The sequence below is a fragment of the Polaribacter sejongensis genome (assembly GCF_038024065.1).
In the GTDB taxonomy this organism is placed as follows: Bacteria; Bacteroidota; Bacteroidia; order Flavobacteriales; family Flavobacteriaceae; genus Polaribacter; species Polaribacter sejongensis.
In genome coordinates this window covers 671,238-690,069 of sequence record NZ_CP150667.1, presented here as the reverse complement: position 1 = coordinate 690,069, position 18,832 = coordinate 671,238, and the positions used below count along the sequence as shown (strand labels likewise).

At 30.2% G+C, this 18,832-nt stretch carries 22 protein-coding genes; 5 read left to right on the top strand and 17 right to left on the bottom strand.

The window, feature by feature from the left end; genetic code table 11:
- Positions 1-65: 65 nt before the first annotated feature.
- Both WHD08_RS02565 and WHD08_RS02560 read right to left on the bottom strand, forming a co-directional pair.
- Positions 66-989 (bottom strand): hypothetical protein, encoded by a 924-nt coding sequence (locus WHD08_RS02565; protein WP_208889341.1) that lies wholly within the window; start codon positions 987-989, stop codon positions 66-68.
- Between the two features lie 84 nt (positions 990-1,073).
- Positions 1,074-1,580: a VOC family protein gene (locus tag WHD08_RS02560; RefSeq protein ID WP_208889342.1), complete on the bottom strand. Its 507-nt coding sequence runs from the start codon at positions 1,578-1,580 to the stop codon at positions 1,074-1,076.
- Positions 1,581-1,737: 157 nt separating this feature from the next.
- Here WHD08_RS02560 and WHD08_RS02555 point away from each other — a divergent pair, with 157 nt between their 5' ends.
- Entirely contained in the window at positions 1,738-2,013 is a 276-nt protein-coding gene (locus WHD08_RS02555) for a winged helix-turn-helix transcriptional regulator (RefSeq protein ID WP_208891241.1), read from the top strand.
- Between the two features lie 105 nt (positions 2,014-2,118).
- Here WHD08_RS02555 and WHD08_RS02550 read toward each other — a convergent pair whose 3' ends face one another.
- The 6 genes from WHD08_RS02550 to WHD08_RS02525 all read right to left on the bottom strand — a co-directional run bounded on the left by WHD08_RS02550 (position 2,119) and on the right by WHD08_RS02525 (position 5,458).
- The gene (locus WHD08_RS02550; protein ID WP_208889343.1) at positions 2,119-2,634 is read right to left on the bottom strand and encodes a hypothetical protein; all 516 of its coding nucleotides are present in this window, start codon (positions 2,632-2,634) and stop codon (positions 2,119-2,121) included.
- A 92-nt stretch (positions 2,635-2,726) separates the two neighbouring features.
- Entirely contained in the window at positions 2,727-3,557 is an 831-nt protein-coding gene (locus WHD08_RS02545) for a mechanosensitive ion channel family protein (protein WP_165731227.1), read from the bottom strand.
- A 35-nt stretch (positions 3,558-3,592) separates the two neighbouring features.
- A complete protein-coding gene (locus WHD08_RS02540; RefSeq protein ID WP_208889344.1) occupies positions 3,593-3,883 on the bottom strand; it encodes a hypothetical protein in 291 nt (96 codons plus the stop codon).
- A gap of 12 nt (positions 3,884-3,895) precedes the next feature.
- The gene (locus WHD08_RS02535) at positions 3,896-4,279 is read right to left on the bottom strand and encodes a DUF3037 domain-containing protein (protein ID WP_208889345.1); all 384 of its coding nucleotides are present in this window, start codon (positions 4,277-4,279) and stop codon (positions 3,896-3,898) included.
- On the bottom strand, positions 4,269-5,048 hold the full coding sequence (locus WHD08_RS02530; protein WP_208889346.1) for a HipA family kinase: 780 nt from the start codon (positions 5,046-5,048) through the stop codon (positions 4,269-4,271). The genes WHD08_RS02535 and WHD08_RS02530 overlap by 11 nt, the downstream gene beginning before the upstream one ends.
- A gap of 56 nt (positions 5,049-5,104) precedes the next feature.
- A complete protein-coding gene (locus tag WHD08_RS02525; RefSeq protein WP_208889347.1) occupies positions 5,105-5,458 on the bottom strand; it encodes a helix-turn-helix domain-containing protein in 354 nt (117 codons plus the stop codon).
- Positions 5,459-5,930: 472 nt separating this feature from the next.
- Between WHD08_RS02525 and WHD08_RS02520 the strand changes: the two genes are divergently transcribed.
- The 4 genes from WHD08_RS02520 to WHD08_RS02505 all read left to right on the top strand — a co-directional run bounded on the left by WHD08_RS02520 (position 5,931) and on the right by WHD08_RS02505 (position 9,959).
- Positions 5,931-6,989 carry a M14 family zinc carboxypeptidase gene (locus WHD08_RS02520; RefSeq protein ID WP_208889348.1) on the top strand — a complete coding sequence of 353 codons (1,059 nt, stop codon included), beginning with the start codon at positions 5,931-5,933 and terminating at the stop codon, positions 6,987-6,989.
- A gap of 76 nt (positions 6,990-7,065) precedes the next feature.
- Positions 7,066-7,545, top strand: a complete 480-nt coding sequence (locus tag WHD08_RS02515; protein ID WP_068452778.1) for an Lrp/AsnC family transcriptional regulator — start codon at positions 7,066-7,068, stop codon at positions 7,543-7,545.
- Between the two features lie 114 nt (positions 7,546-7,659).
- On the top strand, positions 7,660-9,651 hold the full coding sequence (locus WHD08_RS02510; RefSeq protein WP_208889349.1) for an alpha-ketoacid dehydrogenase subunit alpha/beta: 1,992 nt from the start codon (positions 7,660-7,662) through the stop codon (positions 9,649-9,651).
- A gap of 122 nt (positions 9,652-9,773) precedes the next feature.
- Positions 9,774-9,959 (top strand): CPXCG motif-containing cysteine-rich protein, encoded by a 186-nt coding sequence (locus WHD08_RS02505; protein WP_208889350.1) that lies wholly within the window; start codon positions 9,774-9,776, stop codon positions 9,957-9,959.
- A gap of 282 nt (positions 9,960-10,241) precedes the next feature.
- Here the strand turns inward: WHD08_RS02505 and WHD08_RS02500 are convergent, their stop codons facing one another.
- From WHD08_RS02500 to WHD08_RS02460, 9 genes are all read right to left on the bottom strand, one after another.
- On the bottom strand, positions 10,242-10,946 hold the full coding sequence (locus WHD08_RS02500) for a pseudouridine synthase (protein ID WP_208889351.1): 705 nt from the start codon (positions 10,944-10,946) through the stop codon (positions 10,242-10,244).
- A 96-nt stretch (positions 10,947-11,042) separates the two neighbouring features.
- On the bottom strand, positions 11,043-12,236 hold the full coding sequence (locus WHD08_RS02495; RefSeq protein WP_165731218.1) for a multidrug effflux MFS transporter: 1,194 nt from the start codon (positions 12,234-12,236) through the stop codon (positions 11,043-11,045).
- 103 nt (positions 12,237-12,339) lie between these two features.
- A complete protein-coding gene (locus WHD08_RS02490) occupies positions 12,340-12,744 on the bottom strand; it encodes a DUF805 domain-containing protein (protein ID WP_165731217.1) in 405 nt (134 codons plus the stop codon).
- Between the two features lie 23 nt (positions 12,745-12,767).
- The gene (locus tag WHD08_RS02485; protein ID WP_165731216.1) at positions 12,768-13,151 is read right to left on the bottom strand and encodes a DUF805 domain-containing protein; all 384 of its coding nucleotides are present in this window, start codon (positions 13,149-13,151) and stop codon (positions 12,768-12,770) included.
- Between the two features lie 248 nt (positions 13,152-13,399).
- Entirely contained in the window at positions 13,400-14,734 is a 1,335-nt protein-coding gene (locus WHD08_RS02480) for a DUF58 domain-containing protein (protein WP_244183265.1), read from the bottom strand.
- Positions 14,735-14,922: 188 nt separating this feature from the next.
- Positions 14,923-15,927, bottom strand: a complete 1,005-nt coding sequence (locus WHD08_RS02475) for an AAA family ATPase (RefSeq protein ID WP_208889352.1) — start codon at positions 15,925-15,927, stop codon at positions 14,923-14,925.
- 3 nt (positions 15,928-15,930) lie between these two features.
- Positions 15,931-17,139 carry a DUF4350 domain-containing protein gene (locus WHD08_RS02470; protein ID WP_208889353.1) on the bottom strand — a complete coding sequence of 403 codons (1,209 nt, stop codon included), beginning with the start codon at positions 17,137-17,139 and terminating at the stop codon, positions 15,931-15,933.
- Complete coding sequence (locus WHD08_RS02465; RefSeq protein ID WP_208889354.1) at positions 17,139-17,855, bottom strand: DUF4129 domain-containing protein; 717 nt, start codon at positions 17,853-17,855, stop codon at positions 17,139-17,141. Before WHD08_RS02465 ends, WHD08_RS02470 begins: the two co-directional genes overlap by 1 nt.
- Positions 17,855-18,820, bottom strand: coding sequence for a stage II sporulation protein M (locus tag WHD08_RS02460; RefSeq protein WP_165731212.1), 966 nt, complete (start codon positions 18,818-18,820; stop codon positions 17,855-17,857). The genes WHD08_RS02465 and WHD08_RS02460 overlap by 1 nt, the downstream gene beginning before the upstream one ends.
- Positions 18,821-18,832 lie beyond the last annotated feature (12 nt).

Sequence of the window (18,832 nt, the reverse complement as noted above, 5' to 3'; positions counted from 1 at the left end):
AGAGCTCAAACAAACCGTTCAATCAGGGCTAAAACTTGTTTGTAAACATTGCCCCTTTACTAGAACTAATTATTATTCAATATCCAATTAAATAAATTCTCTTTATCAATAATAGACCAACTATGAGGATGTTTATCACCATTAGCTCTATAACCTTTATTTTTTGTAGCAATATATGCTACATCTTTAAAACCAAGTTTATGTAAAGATTTAGATAATTTTTGAATGTAATACGCATTTGTTTGTTCAAAATCAGTCTTTCTATTTACTTTCCACCAATTTAGATCTGGTTCAGTATATAATCTAATTTTAGTGTTTTTTAAATTACTGAGGTTCTTAGTGTAATTAGATTCAGAAGTAAATACTGCATGTTTTTCGTAATTAGAAATTCCATCTTTTGGGTTTCCTAGTTCTTTATTAAATAGCTGAAGTATCCAAGTACTTTCTTGAACAGCTACGTCAGAAAAATTCTTTTTTATATTTATTTCAGAAGCTTTATACAATGCTAAAAGATCAATAGGAGAATCCGCTATAAAAACTCCTTTAGGATCAATATAAAACTCTTTCATGCCGGTAATATAATTACTGATTAGTAAACTTACAATTCCTCCACTTGAAAAACCGCCAATATAAATATCTTTATGGCTTAAATTATGTTTCTCTAAAGTGTTTTGTAAAAGTGTTGCTAAGTTCTTTTTGTCATTTTCCTCAAGCCAAAGTTTGTTGCTATAATTCATTAAAACCAAACTTATTTGATTCTTTTTAGCAATGTCTAAAACCTGGAACTCTCTTTTTATATCGACAGCTTTTTCTCCAAAACCACCAAATAAAATTAATACAGCTTTAGAATCTTCAATTGGTTTTATAATTTCAAAATCATCAGTAATAAAAGTCTCTATTTTAACCTCTTTTTCAAATTCTTTTTTCTTTTCTGATTTACAGGAAATCAAAAATGATAAGAGTATTATAAGTGCAACATTTTTCTTCATTCTTAGCTTTTTATAACTTTACGTTAATTTTTTTCGGTTTTAATACTGAAACAAAATCAACGTAAGTTGCTAAGTTAATTGTTTTTATTTTGCATACGCTCCAGAAGAATAGGTTAACTCGTAACTATGTGTATACACTTCAAAAACGATTCCGAAAGGATCTTCTACATAACACATTTTAAAAGGTTTATCTTTTGGATAATATTCTCTAATTGGCATTCTTTGTTTGCCTCCGTAAGCAACTATTTCATCAACTAATTCTTCGATATTTGGATCTTGAATACAAAAGTGAAAAAGCCCTGTATTAAAAGGATTAAATTCTGGTGCTTCTTTTATGCCTTGTGGAAATGAAAATAACTCAACTCCAATTCCGTCTGAAGTAGATAAATGTGCGATTTCGAATTCTTCCCAATCTTCACCAAAAACATCAATACACATTAAACCAATGGCAGTTTCTTTTTTAACTACAGAAGGCTCCATAATAATATACCAACCCATTACTTCTGAATAAAATTTTACTGCTTCTTTAATATTTGGAACGGTAAGACCTATATGTGAAAATGATTTTGGGTACTCTTGTTTTGTTTTCATAATTTCTAATTTACATTACAAAATTAATCTATATTTGCCTATTGGGCAATAACTTACCAAAAAGTAGTATAGTTGCAAAAAAGAGTAAATTAATGATTATCAGTAAAATAAATAATAAATTTTGATAGAAAAAATTACTTGTCCGCTAAATTACACTATGAATTTAATTGGCACAAAGTGGAAACCTTTAGTTTTGTTTCATTTACTAAAAGGAGGATTGCGTTCAGGTATTTTACAAAAACATATTGAAGGTATTTCTAACAAAATGTTTACACAAACTGTAAGAGAATTAGAAAAAGATGGATTGATTTCTAGGAAAGTCTACCCTGTTGTTCCGCCAAAGGTGGAATATACATTAACCAAAAGAGGACAATCTTTAGAAGGTATTTTGAGGAGTTTAGACAAATGGGGATTAGAGGATATTAAGCAATAAGCGAACTAGAATTTAAAATATTTGTACGTATAAAAAATACTCAAAACAATTATTAAAGCTGTTTTGAGTATATCTTATATTATTAAAAAAAAGTTCAGTTCTTTTTTAAACGAACAACAGAATAATTGTTAGTAGAATTCCACCAGCAGCAAAATACATTCCTTTTTTAAAAACAGGCATTTTTGGTGTATACATCCAAAAAGCAGAAAAAACAAAGAATAGTAAAGAGACTCCAAAAAAGATGTTTAAAAAATAAAGAGGACTACTTGTATTTGCTTTATGTAGTTTTTCCATTTTATTAAGCACGAATGGCAATTGCATTTTTTTAATGTTAGCAACTCCAGTTTTTTGATTGTAATTTCCATTTTTTAAATATAAAACATCACCTTCTTTATTTAATACTTTTGCGCCTTTTTTAAAAATAGGAGCTAGGTCTCGTGCAGATAAATTTGGTGCTAATTTCTTTTCGGTGATTACTTCTGTTTTTAGGAAGTCAGTGTCTCTAAAAACCATTAAAATTCCGCTTAATGCGTATACAAACATAATTCCGGCTAAAAAATAACCTAAATATCTGTGAATAATTCTAATTTGAAATGAGAAGGGCGTCTTTCTTTTTGCCATGATATTATTTAATTTTAAAATATATTATAAGGACTGATATTTCCCTTTAGGGTTTAATTTAATTATTGTTTTTTTATCATTTTTTTTAATGATTACTTCGTTTTAACATGTACATCCATTTGTGGAAAAGGAATTGCAATGTTATTTTCTACAAACTTACGCCTTATAACTCTACGGATGTCACTTTTCATTCTATCAGATCTAAAAATGGTACTACTATAAAACAATACTTGAAAATTTAAAGACGATTCTCCAAAACTCAATAATCGTGCTTCTACCTTTTTATTTATACTAACTTCCGCATGCTCTCTAGCGCTTTCTTCTAGAATTTTAATTACAAATTCTACATCACAATTGTAAGAAACTCTAATATCAATTCTAAAACGATTCAAATTAGCTTGATGACTCCAATTAATTACTTTATTAGTAGTGATTAAAGAATTAGGGATAATAATAGAAATATCGTCTGTATTTAATCCTTTGGATGTTCGCAAACCAATCTCTTGTATTTTCACAGTATCTCCATCAATTTCTAAAACATCTGAAATTCTAATAGACCTTTCAGAAAGCAAAATAATACCAGAAATAACATCATTAAACGTTTGTTGTAAACCAAGTCCAACCCCAACTAATAATGCTGCAGACCCTGCTATTAAAAGGGTTACTTCAATACCTAAGGCCTCTAACATAAAACCAAATGAAAGTACCCAAATTATATATTTTATAATCTGGAATAATGAATAGGTATTTCCTTTACTAAACTCATCTACACTTTTATTTCTAAATAAAGATTTTTTTAACAACCACAAAGCAACTTTTGTAACTAAGTAAATTAATAGCACTAGGCATAAAGCACCTATTTTTAAGCTGTATTCTTCAAAACTAAAGAGTTCAAATTCTAAAATTGTCTTTAATAATTCCATATAATTATTATTTGTAAAGTATTATTTTGGATAGATTACTTTCTAATACTTCCGATTAAATAAAAGATAAGCAGCACAAAAATGATTAAAAAAAAATTAACTGCTATGTTTTTAATGCGGGCTGCTTTATATTTCTTTCTAATTTCTTCTTTTAAAATTTTCATTTCTGTTTTAGAAATCTCAGGAAATTCTAACTCTTGTTCAGGTTTGCTATGCAGTAAACTTTCTCTTCTTTTTTGAAGTTCATATTTTAAAGAAGCTTTTCTGTTTTTAGCAGCTTCCTGTTTTTTAATTAATGTAGTTAATGCTCCAAACGATCCATGCATAATTATTATTTTTTACAAAACATATTTGTCAAAAATATCATTCAAATCTTTCTCGGGCTCATCACATAAACCCGGATGCGTTTTAGAACTCTGTATAATGGTGCTTCTGCAGGCCGCTAACCATCTAAAACGATCTGATATTTCAAATTCACCAATTTTACCACCTGCAACTTTTCCTTCACAAATTAGTTTCCAAGCATTTAAATAGTTGTTTAAAATCTCTAACTCTAATTCTGGTGCTAATGCTTTTAGTTTATCAGCATTGATGTGGTATTTTATATCCAAGAACTTTTTTCGTTTAGAAAATAATATGACTCCTATATTAAAGAATTCTTCGCGTTCTACTTTTGGTACCAATCTAATAATAGCATATTCAAATGTAACTTTATCTTGCATTTTCTGCTTCTTTAACTAGTTCGTCTATCATTAAAAGTTTCGCATTTAAAAATTGAATGTACGCAGCTCTTATTTCTTCTGGCTTTAAAACATCGCCTTCATTAATTAACCAATCTTCAGGAATGTTAGCAACGATATCTTCTATTACAGCGTTATTAATAACTAGTTTAATTTCTGATGCTGCATTTTGTAATTTGGTTGCTTTAGGTAAAAGTACATGGTCTTTTATTAAAGGAAAAGTTCTTGTCAAATGGTTTTCCCAAGTCGCCCAATTATGATGAAAGTAAAAACTGGCTCCATTATCAATAATCCAAAGTTCATTATTCCAACTTAGCAGGTTTGCATTTTTTGCAGTTCTATCAATATTACTAATCAAACTGTCTAAAAGCACTACTTTAGAAGCTGTAAATTCATCAACCTCAGAAACTAAAGGATCATACGTAATTGCGCTCGATAAAAAATGCAATCCTAAATTTAAACCGACACTAAATTTTAATAAATCCTGAATTTCTTCATCAGGTTCTGTTTTACTAAAAGAATCGTCTAAATTCATAAAAACGAGTTCAGGAACATGTAGGCCAATTGCTCTTGCTAGTTCTCCTCCTATAAATTCTGAGATCAATGCTTTTTTACCTTGACCTGCACCTCTAAATTTAAGTACGTATAAAAAGCCATCGTCAGCTTTTACGATTGCAGGCAAAGATCCGCCTTCTCGTAAAGGTTGTAAGTATTGCACAACATTTACGGTTCTAATATCAATTGTATTCATAAATACTAAATTATACTAATTCTATAACTTGAAGTTTAATAAGAAGATTTTTTTTATCATTTCTGATATTCATCAAAAGTACCATCAGAATAAAAAACGACAATACGTTGTATTTTTTTTCCAACAGTTTCAGGCGAAGTGTCGTTAAAAAAAGTTGGAGCAGTAGCTGCCTTCGGTTCTGCATTTTTTGGAAAACTACCTTTTCCGTTCAGCAACCAATACATATCTACATCATTAAATTCTGTAGTTACTTTTAGGATAAAGTCTAAACTTGGTTTATTTCTTCCGGATAGGATATGGGAAATACTGGAGCGTTGTACGCCAACCTTATCTGCAAACATAGAGGCAGATAATTGATGAAATTCCATCACTTGTTTTAAACGTGTAGTAAATTCAGATATGTTTACCATTGTAATAATGTTTCTTTATACAAATGTATACAATCTAATGACAGTAACAAAAGATATAATTGTAAACAGTTTAAATAGTGATTTACCACATTAAGTAAAACTTCAGGTAAACTACATAAACATCTAAATGATAATGTTTTAATATTTAACTATAAGGTTTTATTATCTATTTTTACTTAAGAACAATATGAATAGTACTGATTACATAATGCAATTTACAAAAGTAACACACTCATCTGAAAACTCTATTTACATTTGTAACAAGTAATGAATTTACAATTGTAACTTGTAAACTATTAACAATTGTAAATGCATAAATGACCATCAATTATTCAATTAAAAAATATTTTAAAACGGTAATTATTGTAATCCTTAGAGCTTCTTTTTTATAAATAATTATAGATATGATTAAATTTATATGACAGTTAGCTTTTAAAAATTCTTTATTTTTGAAAAAAAATATTAGCATACCATGAATACTTTACCAATCGATTTTTTAGAAAATATTTATTCCGTAGAAAAAGAAAATGCGCTACAAGGAAAATGGATTACCTATAAAGACATCGAAAATTTATTTTCTAAATACGCTTCAAAATTTGAGGTTTCAAAAATTGGTACTTCAGAAGAAGACAGACCTATTCATCAATTAAAAATTGGTACGGGCTCTAAAAAAATATTATTATGGTCTCAAATGCACGGAAACGAAAGCACAGGTACAAGAGCATTGTTTGATCTTTTTAACTGTATTTTAAATTCATCTGAGAGTACTTTTACAAAAATACTAGAAGAATGTACGTTGGTTTTTATACCGATGTTAAACCCAGATGGCGCACTTGCATACACTAGAGTTAATGCCAATAATGTTGATTTAAATAGAGATGCCGTAAATAGAGAAGCAAAAGAAAGCAGACTATTGCGCAGCATTCTAGAAGATTTTAATCCGCAGTTTTGTTTCAACCTACACGATCAGAGAACTATTTTTAGCGTAGAAGGAACTAAAAACCCTGCAACGATATCTTTTTTAGCTCCTTCGGAAGAAATTACAAGAGGACTTACAAAAGGGAGGATAGCTACTATGGATGTGATTGTAAGCATGAATGCGATGCTACAGAACGTGATTCCTAATTTTATTGGTAGATATACGGATGAATTTTACCCGACAGCTACAGGAGATAATTTTCAAAAATTAGGATATAACACTATTTTAATTGAATCTGGTCATTATCCGGATGACTACGACAGGGAAGAGTCTAGAAAATATACTTTCTTTTCTATATTACAAGGACTGCATCACATAGCAAACTCAAATTCGTTTATCAATTATGAGGATTATTTTAACATTCCGAATAATGATAAAATTTTCTACGATGTTATTCATAGATATGCTGATCATAAACAAGACGTTGCATACCAATATGAAGACAAAATAATAGAAGGGAAATTTGTCTCAAAATTAAACAAAGTAGATGAAAATAGTTTAATTTCTAAGATTGGACACTGCGAAATCGTTTTCGAAGATAAAAAAGTTTAAGTATTTGTTAGTTTTATGTTAGTTTAATTAAATTAAAATCATAAATTTGCGTAGTAATTTGAATAATACGTAAAAAATGAAAAAATTTATATTAGACGAAATAGATCATCAGATTTTAGATGTGTTAATTGAAAATGCAAGGACTCCTTTTACCGATATTGCAAAACAACTATTGGTATCTGCAGGTACCATTCACGTACGTGTAAAAAAAATGGAAGATGAAGGTATTATTCAAGGATCTACGCTTACTTTAAACTATGAGAAAATGGGGTATTCTTTCATAGCACATGTAGGTGTGTATCTAGAAAAAACCTCTATGACTCAGAATGTTATTGCAGATTTAAGAAACATTCCAAACGTTACTGTAGCCTATGTAACTGCTGGAAAATACAATATTTTTTGTAAAGTAAGAGCAAAAGGTACTAATGATGCAAAAGACATTATTTACAGAATAGACGATATTCCTGGAGTAAATAGAACAGAAACAATGATTGCTTTAGAAGAAAGCATCAATGATAAAAAGAGAATGATGCACGAGATTTTTCAACAACTGTAAGCTTCTTTTTTTTAATACCATTTAAAACCTTATCAGTAAAATGATAAGGTTTTTTTTATGGATTCTATCCCTTTATCTGTATGTTTGTTAGCATAACTATAAAATCTACAATTTATGTCTTCAAAAATTGATTTTATTAAACCTCTTTCCATTCATAACGATACGTTATTAAGCCTCTATAAATACATGTTAAAACCTCGCTTAATCGAGGAAAAAATGCTAATTCTCTTAAGGCAAGGGAAAATATCTAAATGGTTTTCAGGAATTGGTCAAGAAGCAATTTCAGTTGGTGTTACAGCAGCTTTAGAAAAAGAGGAGTATATTTTACCAATGCACAGAAATTTAGGAGTTTTTACTACTAGAGAAATCCCTTTGCATAAATTATTTTCTCAATGGCAAGGAAAAATGAACGGCTTTACAAAAGGTAGAGATAGAAGTTTTCATTTTGGTGCACAAGAATACAATATTGTAGGCATGATCTCTCATTTAGGTCCACAATTAGGTGTTGCAGACGGAATTGCATTGGCTAACTTATTAAAGAAAAATAACAAAGTATGTGCTGTTTTTTCTGGTGATGGCGCCACGAGTGAAGGTGATTTTCATGAAGCGCTAAATGTAGCTGCTGTCTGGAATTTACCTGTGCTATTTTGTATTGAAAACAATGGTTACGGCTTATCTACACCTTCTTTAGAGCAATTTAAATGCGAACATATTGCAGATAAAGGTATTGGTTACGGAATGGAAAGCCATATTATTGATGGCAATAATATTTTAGAAGTATATTCAAAAGTTAGTCAATTAGCAAAAAGTGTCAGAGAAAAACCAAGACCAATTTTATTAGAGTTTAAAACGTTTAGAATGCGCGGGCACGAAGAGGCGAGTGGCACTAAATATGTTCCGCAAGCGGATTTAGATTTTTGGGCAGCCAAAGATCCTGTAGAAAATTATCAAGAGTTTCTTAAAAATGAAGGAATCTTATCCGAAGCACTAGAGGTTTTTCTTAAAACAGAAATAGTTCAGGAGATAAATGAACACTTACAAATAGCTTTTGATGAGGAAAAAATAATTCCGAATTTAGAAACGGAACTCAATGACGTGTATCAAGATGATGCATCTAATGAAATTACACCTTCAACAAAAAAGAAAATCATTCGATTTGTAGACGCTATTTCTGAAGGCTTAGAACAATCCATGGAAAAACATGCCGACTTAGTAATCATGGGGCAAGATGTTGCAGAATATGGTGGTGTTTTTAAAGTTACAGATGGTTTTGTAGCAAAATTTGGAAAAGAGCGTATTCGTAATACACCTATATGTGAGTCTGCCATTGTTTCTGCCGCGTATGGCTTATCTGTAAACGGAATGAAAGCAATAGTTGAAATGCAATTTGCAGATTTTGTTTCTTCTGGCTTTAACCCGATTGTAAATTTATTGGCAAAATCTCATTATAGATGGCAACAAAAAGCCGATGTTGTTATAAGAATGCCTTGTGGGGCAGATATAGGCGCAGGTCCTTTTCATAGCCAAACCAATGAAGCTTGGTTTACTAAAACTCCTGGTTTAAAAGTTGTGTATCCTGCATTTCCACAAGACGCAAAAGGATTATTAATTGCAGCGATTAACGAGCCTAACCCGGTACTTTTTTTTGAGCATAAAGCATTATATAGATCTGTTTATCAAGAAGTATCAGAAAATTATTTTACTACAGAAATTGGAAAAGCAGCACTTTTAAAAGAAGGAACGCAGCTTACAATAATCAGTTACGGAGCAGCAATACATTGGGTTTTAGAGGTTTTAGAAAACAACAAACATATTTCTGCAGATGTTATAGACTTAAGAACTCTACAACCTTTAGATGTAGAAACAATTTATACATCCGTTAAAAAAACAGGTAAAGCTATTGTAGTTCAAGAAGATTCTTTGTTTGGCGGAATTTCGAGTGATATTTCTGCTTTAATCAACGAAAACTGTTATGAACACCTAGATGCCCCCGTAAAAAGAGTCGCTAGTTTAGAAACTCCAATTCCGTTTGATAAAAATTTAGAAAATCAATATTTACCTAAAAACAGAATAGAAAAAGCTATTTTAAGTTTAATTGAATATTAAATTTCACTAAGTTTAAAACTTTAATAGTTGTAAATAATCAGCAAATAAACCGTTTGGTTGTACTCTAGACAAGAAAAGTTCGTAAATTGATTTAAAAATATAGTTTTAAAAAGGACAAAATAATGGAAAGAGAACACTTTTTTCAATGCCCACATTGTTGGGAAGAAATTTCAATGATACTAGACCAAAGCGTCTACCAACAAACCTACATAGAAGATTGCGAAGTCTGTTGCAACCCGATAGAAATTACGCCAGTTTTTGAAGAAGGAGAATTGATTAGTTTTAACGCACAATCTATAGAGCAATAATACTACACAGAGATTCGCAGAGTTTATCGTTGATGCTCGCAAAGATTTTTTGATATTTTCTCCGTGAATCTCTGCGAAACAATTTTTTCAATCAGAACAACTAGAATTGTTTTCTAACATTTTTTAATTCTTCAGAAATACACAGTCTGTAAAATCGAATTGTAGATTACTGTTTTCACAGGAATGACAAAGTAAAGTACTTTTTTATGGGATTATTTTTTTAAAAAAAAACTCCGTGATCCTCTGTGTTTTCACTCCGTGAATCTCCGCGAAATAACTTTTTTACTCAACAGGATTTACCCAAGAAAAAGCTTTAAATAAACCAATCCAATCTTCAGGAAAAGAAGCTTTTAGAATAAGTTTATCTTCAGTAAAAGGATGTTTAAATTCTAGTTTCCCTGCATGTAAAAACATATTTTTCCAACCAAAATTTTCTTCAAACATTACATCATGATTCTTGTCACCATATTTTGAATCACCAATTAAAGGGTGACTTATTTTATTAGAGTGCACACGCAATTGATGCATTCTTCCTGTTTTAGGCGATAATTCTACCAAACTATAACGAGAAGAATCATACGGTTTTACAGGAATATCTAAAGTGACTTGCTCTAGAGTTCTTAAATGTGTTAAAGCCTCTTTGTGAACATTAGCATCTCTGCCTTTTACAGGAGAATCAATAATTTTTGATTCCGGAGAAAAACCACGAACTACTCCATAATACGTTTTCTGAATTTCATTAGCAGTAAACAAGTCTTGAAACTTAGAAACAAAGTGTGTTTCCTTTGCTAATAAAATAATTCCAGATGTTTTTCTATCCAATCGATGAATCGGATAAAATTTACCACCAACTTGTTCATCTAACAGTTGTAAAAGAGATTTTTCATCAGCAACATTTCTAGAATGATGCGCATGGTGTACAAGTACATTATTAGGTTTAGCAACGCAAATAATAAACTCATCTTGATAAATTATAGGAATTTCCATACTAAAATATTATAATATTTTTTAAAGTTGATAGGCTAATGCTAATATTTGGTTGTTTTTATCTATTATTTCAAATAAATATAGATCTTTTTAAAACTAATTTTTCCTTAATTTTAGAAGTAGAATTAACAAGAGCGCAATGGTACCACAAACAAAAAAACCAATAAATAGAGGCAAAGCGGTGTCTGTAATATAACTACCAATAAAAGTAGCAATTGGTACTGCCATAATGGTAGAAACAAAACCATTAATAGCCGCTCCAACACCTGCAATATGGCCTATAGGTTCCATTGCCAAAGCTCTAGTATTACCAAATAAAAATCCGATTGAAAAGAATTGCAAACCAAAAAATATCAATAAGACATAAATATTCGGATTCGTATCTCCATAAAAAAAGAGAATGTAGATTAGTGAAACTACCGTAAACATTATTGTAAAAAAGGAAACTAGTTTAAACATTCCCATTTTTACTACGAGCTTTCCATTCAAAAAAGTAGCCATTCCAATACTAATTGCCAAACAAGCAAAAATAAACGGAAACTCTTCTTCTAAGTGATATTGTTCTACAAAAATATGTTGACTAGCACTTAAATACACCATAAAGGACCCTGTAATAAAACCAGAAAATATGGTAAAAATTACAGCGTATTTATACTTTACAAATTCTTTAATTCCTTCTACAAATAGTGCTAACTTAAATTTCTTTCTTTTTTCTACCACTAAAGTTTCAGGTTGTCTTTTCCAGACCCAAAGCATAATGAAAACACCTATAATTAACTGACTGTAAAAAATAGATTTCCATCCGTAAGCATCTAATAATATTTTACCTAAAGCAGGAGCAATAACAGGCACTAAAAGAAAGATTACCGTAATAAAAGACATAACTCTCGCCATATAATTACCGCTAAAACGGTCTCTAACCATAGCAATACTTATGGTTCTTGGGGCAGATAAGCCTATTCCTTGTAAAAACCGACCAACAATCATCATTTCTAAATTAGTGGCAAAAAGACAAATAAAACTAGCGAGTACAAAAACACTAAAACCAACATAGATAATAGGTTTTCGACCAAAACTATCAGATAATGGACCTGAAATAAGCTGCCCAAAACCAATTCCTAAAAAAATCATGGTTATAAATAACTGATTGTTTTTTGGGTCTATAATATGAATTGTTTCACTAATATCTGAAATAGCCGGTAATAATGCATCAATTGCAAAAGCAACTAAAGACATTAATGAAGCCATTACAATAATAAATTCCGATTCTGATTTTTGTCTAATTTTCACAAGGCAAAAGTAGTTTTATTTAGGGGTTAAAGTTGAGAAAAATAAACAAAAAAAAAGGTTGCTAAATAAGCAACCTTCTATTGTATTTTAATATTTGAAAGAGTTATTCTCTACCTATTTCATTTATAGCAGAATTATTTCCAATTCCCTTAGGATTTTCACCCCATTTATTTGCACCAGAAACACTATCTGTACACAATACTACCAATAACCAAATAGAACCAATTAACGGTATTAGAACTATAAAAAAGAACCAACCACTTTTTCCTGTATCATGTAATCTTCTTACAAGAACAGCTAAACTTGGTACTAAAACTGCCAAAGTATAAATATAGCTTAACCCGCCTAATAAAGGCGACTCTAAAGCGATACCAATCCCCGCAAACACAAAAGTTATTACAATAGAAATTATTGCATTAAATAATGTAAACATCCAATACTCTTCTCTTCTTGCTCTACCGTTAAAATCTGCGTAATGCTCTTTTACTGCTTTTAAATACCAATTCATTTTTTTAATTTTTAATAATTATACTATTCTTGACCTATTTGATTAATTTCTGAACTATTTCCTTCACCTTTTGGGTTTTCTCCCCATTTATTTTCACCATTCTCACTATTTGAACAAGCTAAAATTAAATTATAGATTGGTATTAACATATACCAACCACTTTTTCCAACATCATGCATTCTTCTTGCTGTAACAGCTAAGTATGGCACTAAAACAGCTAAACTATAGAATGTTTCAAGGTAACCGTCTTCACCAAATTCTCCGTAATTTGTACCAAAAATTTTGTCCATAAACATAAAACCGATGGAAATAATCGTGTTTATTAAAACAAACATCCAATATTCTTGACGTCTTGCTCTTCCTTTAAAGTCTGAATACTGTTTTATTACTTTTATATACCAATTCATTCTCTAATGTTTCGTTTTTTTAATAAGCGCACAAATATATTATTTATTCTTTACCAACAGCATTAATCTAATTATTTTTACACTTGTTTTAAGTGTTAGGCCTTATGAATTATGCATAACTGTTTTCCTTAATATAATTTTCTACTAAAATAAAGCTCATAGAAGTGATGAATTTCACAAACGATAATTACTTGATTTACTTAATCCATATCTTTCCTATTCATCGTTTTCCTTTACGATATCTTATTCTAAAATAATCCTCTAGATTTTAACTCTAAATACTTGTTAATAGTATCTCCGGTTAAGTTTTCTGGTTTTGTTAAAACAGCTTGAATTCCGTATTTTTTGAGTTCTTTTACAATACTTTTCTTTTCGTACATAAATTTCTCTGCAATAATACTATCATAAACTCCTAAAACATCTTCACTTTGTGTTGTGGTTAAAGCTTCTAGTGCTGTATTTTCAAAAAAGACCACCAAAACCAAATGGTTTTTAGCCAACGCCCGTAAATAGGGGAGTTGCCTCTTTAAACCATCCATAGTTTCAAAATTTGTATAAAGAATAAGTAAACTTCTTTGTGTGATTTTTCTTTTAACAACGGCATATAGAGTACTAAAATCCGACTCTGAAAAATCTGTTTTAATATTGTGTAATGCTTCCGAAATTAAACTCATCTGAGAGTTTCTTTTTTCTGCAACTACCCAATCTTCCAACTTTGTTGAAAACGATAACATACCAGCTTTGTCTTGTTTTCTTAAAATAACATTGCTAATTGCCAACGTAGAATTTATCGCATAATCTAACAGACTTAAATTATTGAAATGCATTTGCATAGCACGACCTTTATCGATAATAGCATAAACAGGTTGCGATTTTTCTTCCACATATTGATTGATCATTAACTGGTTTCTCTTTGCAGTGGCTTTCCAGTTTAAAGACCGAATATCATCACCAGAAACATATTCTTTAATTTGTTCAAATTCTAAAGAATGACCAATTCTACGAACCTTTTTTGTTCCGTAAGAAACAGCATCATTGTTAAAAGCTTTAAAATCGAATTCTCTCAACTTTAGGAATGAAGGATAGCATTTCACCTCTTTTTCTTCTCCTAAAACGTGTTTTTTAGTTGCTAATTGCAACGGAGAACTTGCGTAAACATTGATGTTTCCGAATAAATAAACACCTCTTTCTGTCGGAATTAAATCGTAATGAATTGTTTTTTCTTCTTTTTTTGATAGGATAATATTGAAGATAAAATCTCTTTTTTGAAATTGAAAAGGAATTTCTTCTATAATAGAAAGATGTGCTTTAAAACCGTATAAACTTTGCAATTGCATCGATATTTTATTTACATCTCCATTAGACAATCGCTCTGGTAAATAGCGATTCACAATAATTGCATTTTTGGTATTGTATAAAATAAAAACATCTACCAATAGTAACACCACTAAAACAAAAAGCAACATTTTAGAAACTACAAAAAAGAAAGGTATGAAAAAACCAACCACAAAAAGAGCTGCGATGCTTCCTAAAATGTAGAAAAATCGATTGTTTAAGAATAAGGTGTTGTAAAAATGTTTCAAAAATATGTGTAATTGTTAATTTGTTTAATCGTGTAATTGTACTTTCTGTCATCTCGAAATGAGGTACGATTGAGAGATCTCGTATTGTAATATCATTTAGAATGAGATTCCTCCTCATTCTTCGTTCGGAATGACAGATTTGATTGTTAAATTGAGATTGCTTCGTTTCCTCGCAATGTCGCTTAGATTTACCTCGGAATTTCCACTGCCTCAATAATTTGCTCTATAATCTGTTTGCTTGTTAAACCTTCCATTTCTCTTTCTGGCGTTACAATTACTCTGTGTTGTAAAACAGGTATTGTGGCTCTTTTAATATCTTCTGGTGTAACAAAATCACGTCCTTCAATGGCTGCAAACGCTTTTGAAGCTCCTAAAATTGCAATACTTGCTCTTGGTGAAGCGCCTAAATATAAAAAGGAATTCGTTCGTGTATTCACTACAATGTTCGCAATGTATTTTAGTAAATTTTCTTCAATTTTTATCTGATTGACTAAATTTCTAAATTCATTTATTTTAGCTCCAGAAATTACTGTTTCAATTTTACTTGCTTTTGTGGTATTTTCTAACGCTTGTTCTTTTAAAAGAATTTGTAATTCTTCATCTGCATTTGGGTAATCGACATTAATTTTGAATAAAAAACGGTCTAATTGTGCTTCTGGTAAACGATACGTTCCTTCCTGTTCTATAGGGTTTTGCGTTGCTAAAACTACAAAAGGTTCTTGTAATTGAAACGTTTGTCCGTCTATGGTAATTTGTTTTTCTTCCATCACTTCAAACAAAGCAGCTTGTGTTTTTGCAGGAGCTCTGTTTATTTCATCAATTAAAATCATGCTCGAAAAAATAGGCCCTTTTTTAAACTCAAATTCAGATGTTTTTACATTAAAAACAGAAGTCCCTAAGATATCTGAAGGCATTAAATCTGGTGTAAACTGTATTCTACTAAAGCCAACATCTATAGTTCTTGCTAGCAATTTTGCAGTAATCGTTTTAGCAACTCCAGGCACACCTTCTATTAAAACATGACCATCTGCAAGTAGTGCAACGATCAACAAATCCATCATGTCTTTTTGACCTACAATTACTTTTTGTAGTTCTTTTTTTATCTTAAAAACACTCTCTTGTAATTCCGATAAATCAATTCTATTTTCAAAAGAGATACCTTGTTGTACTTCTTCGTTATTAGGTGTTTCCATATCTTATTTATTTAAGAAATTTTCTATCATTTTATGTAACACAATTAATTCTTCTTCAAGACATTCCGTCTTCTTATTTAAAGCAATAATTGTATTTACTAAATATTTTGTTCTTTGCAAATCATTACCAGATTTAGAAGCTAGTTTTTCTATAAAATCAGCATTTAAATTACTGGTATCTAAAAGGTATTTAGAACGAACCTTCTCTAAAAAGTAGGCTATTTTTTTATCAACCAAATTCTTATGATCTTGTTCTTTTAAATACAAATTGGCAATGGTTTGAGTAAATTCTACTGTCGAATTTTGTAAGGGTTTTATAATAGGAATCGGACGTTGTTTTCTTCTTGCATTGAAAAGCATAAACAGCAATAATCCTATTAATGAAACAAATAAAAACCAGGTTAACGTTGGATGCTCTAAAAAGAATTTAAACACATTATTATCATCCTCCTTTTTATCTTCATATTTACTAGATTTTATCTGCGGATCCCAAATTACGTCTGCATTTGGTAAATACGAAAATACATTAGCCGCATATTCCTCTTTACCGTTTAACAAATAATAATTGGTAAAGGCAATGGGTTGGGTGTGTAAATAAAAAGCCCCTTCTCCATAATGAATTTTGACAAAATTAGGCACTTTTTCTCCATCAACAGCAAAGGTTCCTAAAATACTGGTGGTGTTTTCATTGTATTGTAAAAAGTAGTTTCTTCTAATATTTCTATCAAAAGAAAATGAAGTTTTAGAAAAAGATTTGTTATTCAATTCAAAAGTTCCTTCTAACTTTTTTAACCCCTTTACATCATATACATCTTTATCTAAATTATTCGTAGTAAATTTTAAAGAGGATTTTAATGTATCTCTAAAATTATTAAAAGCTAAAAACACGTTATTTCCTTTGGCTACAAAATCTAAAAGCTCCCTTGTACTTCCGTTAGTATATTTAAAACCGTTATGCTTTATGGAAACGTAATTTTTAATTTCTACACTATCAATTACAGATTCTAACATTAAGTAATCATAAATATTCTGTTTTAATAAAGTAACCTGCTTGTTTTTAAACAGCGTTTCTGCTTCATTATAAATAATATAATTGCCAAACGGACTTTTCTCTTTCTCTTTAAAGTTCTCACTCCAATCTGTTTTATGACAACCTATTAGTAGGAACAAGAGCAGGAGAGGAGCGTATTTTTTTAAATGTTGTAGTATCATTATTTTAAAGTGTTTTTAAAAGATTGATACTTGCTTTCTACCAATTTAAAATTGGTTTCGTCTATCGGGAAATCTCCATACCATACATAAGAATAAACGTACGATAAATACGAAAAATCAGTTCTTGTAGTGGTGTTTTCTATTTCAAAAAGGTATTCTGAATTGGTTTTATCTTTATGATAATCAATAAGTTTCTTGTCTGATAGCGTTTTTAAAACTGATAAATAATAATAACGAATTGCCAATCGATATTCCTTATTTTGAATGGCATTTTGTAACAATCCGTCAATATCTGTTTCATGAATATCTTCATCTTCATAAATCAGTTTTTTTGCCACTTTCTTTTTAGACTTTTTAAAATTCCAGAAATTGGTTTCTGTGCCTAAAAAGGTTTTTAAAATAATAAATATGATAATTCCCCCTAATATGAAAGGAAAAATATTACTGATAAAAAACAAAAATGCTCCAACAAATGCAGATTCTCCTGCAGAAGGTTTTAATGGCTCTGCCTCTTCAATTTCTTCTTCTGTATATTGAAACTCTTTGTCGTTATACTTTTCTTTTATATTTTCTGTAAACGCTCTTTTTTGCGCATATTCAATAGACTTCTCATAATGAACAGTGTCTTTCTCTAACAAAAGAAGACTATCGTTTTCAACCTGTCCTAAAACAATGGAAGTAAAAAATAAGACGAAAAGAAATACCTTTTTTTGCATTAACGTAAATGATGTTTATTAGCTACCTTAAAAGGTAAAATTAAGTAGTAATAACTAATAGTAGCTAAACTAAAACCAATGATTGCAAAACACAAAACGGTAGGCATAATATTGGAATATCGGGTAATATAACCTTCTAAAAAAGCGGCTGCTAAGGTAAACGGAATCGTGCTTATAAAAATATAAAACGCTGCTTTCATCCCTATTTTAAAGGATTCGAAGCGTTTGTATGCTCCTGGGAACAAAATACTAGCTCCAATAATATAACCGGCTGCTGCTTCTATGATCATGCTGAAAATCTCGTAGGTTCCATGAATCCAAATTCCTTTTAAACTGTCGAACAAACTATTATTTTGATAAAAGAATGCTTGAAAAACAGCTACCATAATGGCATTATATACTACGTAAAAACCGGTACCAATACCTATAAATAAACCAGATAAGAACATTTTTAAGCCAACTCGTTGGTTATTGTCGTAAATACCTATAAAAGTTCCCCAATTGCTGCCTCCTTTATAAATTGCCATGGCATCGCCACTTTCTATGTTTTCTAGCGTTTGATCTATATAATTGTTCCCTAAAATCTGTCTTGCAAAAGAAGTATCGTTTAATGTTGATAACAAACCGATGAAAAAACAAGCAAAAAATACAATAAAAGACAAATAAATATATTTTCTGTACTGGTAGGCGAGTAGTGGTACTTTGTCAAAAAAGAAATACAATAAAACATTTTTGTTGCGTCTTTTTGAGTGATACACCTTGTCAAAACTAGACTTTGCCAACTTATTTAAATACTGAGTAACTTTACTTTTAGGGTAATAGGTTTGCGCATATACCAAATCGTTCATGATTTTTATATGCAGGTTTGCAATGTCGTCTGGACTTTTTTTCTCTTTATTTGAAAAACCTTGTTCAAATTCGAGCCATTTTTCTTTATTTTGCTTTATAAAAGCGACCTCTCTCATACAGAGCGAATT

Bases quoted from the DNA above. Each gene is read 5' to 3' on its own strand.
- WHD08_RS02565 (WP_208889341.1), bottom strand. From the start codon at position 989: ATGAAGAAAAATGTTGCACTTATAATACTCTTATCATTTTTGATTTCC.
- WHD08_RS02560 (WP_208889342.1), bottom strand. From the start codon at position 1,580: ATGAAAACAAAACAAGAGTACCCAAAATCATTTTCACATATAGGTCTT.
- WHD08_RS02555 (WP_208891241.1), top strand. From the start codon at position 1,738: ATGAATTTAATTGGCACAAAGTGGAAACCTTTAGTTTTGTTTCATTTA.
- WHD08_RS02550 (WP_208889343.1), bottom strand. From the start codon at position 2,634: ATGGCAAAAAGAAAGACGCCCTTCTCATTTCAAATTAGAATTATTCAC.
- WHD08_RS02545 (WP_165731227.1), bottom strand. From the start codon at position 3,557: ATGGAATTATTAAAGACAATTTTAGAATTTGAACTCTTTAGTTTTGAA.
- WHD08_RS02540 (WP_208889344.1), bottom strand. From the start codon at position 3,883: ATGCATGGATCGTTTGGAGCATTAACTACATTAATTAAAAAACAGGAA.
- WHD08_RS02535 (WP_208889345.1), bottom strand. From the start codon at position 4,279: ATGCAAGATAAAGTTACATTTGAATATGCTATTATTAGATTGGTACCA.
- WHD08_RS02530 (WP_208889346.1), bottom strand. From the start codon at position 5,048: ATGAATACAATTGATATTAGAACCGTAAATGTTGTGCAATACTTACAA.
- WHD08_RS02525 (WP_208889347.1), bottom strand. From the start codon at position 5,458: ATGGTAAACATATCTGAATTTACTACACGTTTAAAACAAGTGATGGAA.
- WHD08_RS02520 (WP_208889348.1), top strand. From the start codon at position 5,931: ATGAATACTTTACCAATCGATTTTTTAGAAAATATTTATTCCGTAGAA.
- WHD08_RS02515 (WP_068452778.1), top strand. From the start codon at position 7,066: ATGAAAAAATTTATATTAGACGAAATAGATCATCAGATTTTAGATGTG.
- WHD08_RS02510 (WP_208889349.1), top strand. From the start codon at position 7,660: ATGTCTTCAAAAATTGATTTTATTAAACCTCTTTCCATTCATAACGAT.
- WHD08_RS02505 (WP_208889350.1), top strand. From the start codon at position 9,774: ATGGAAAGAGAACACTTTTTTCAATGCCCACATTGTTGGGAAGAAATT.
- WHD08_RS02500 (WP_208889351.1), bottom strand. From the start codon at position 10,946: ATGGAAATTCCTATAATTTATCAAGATGAGTTTATTATTTGCGTTGCT.
- WHD08_RS02490 (WP_165731217.1), bottom strand. From the start codon at position 12,744: ATGAATTGGTATTTAAAAGCAGTAAAAGAGCATTACGCAGATTTTAAC.
- WHD08_RS02485 (WP_165731216.1), bottom strand. From the start codon at position 13,151: ATGAATTGGTATATAAAAGTAATAAAACAGTATTCAGACTTTAAAGGA.
- WHD08_RS02475 (WP_208889352.1), bottom strand. From the start codon at position 15,927: ATGGAAACACCTAATAACGAAGAAGTACAACAAGGTATCTCTTTTGAA.
- WHD08_RS02470 (WP_208889353.1), bottom strand. From the start codon at position 17,139: ATGATACTACAACATTTAAAAAAATACGCTCCTCTCCTGCTCTTGTTC.
- WHD08_RS02465 (WP_208889354.1), bottom strand. From the start codon at position 17,855: ATGCAAAAAAAGGTATTTCTTTTCGTCTTATTTTTTACTTCCATTGTT.
- WHD08_RS02460 (WP_165731212.1), bottom strand. From the start codon at position 18,820: ATGAGAGAGGTCGCTTTTATAAAGCAAAATAAAGAAAAATGGCTCGAA.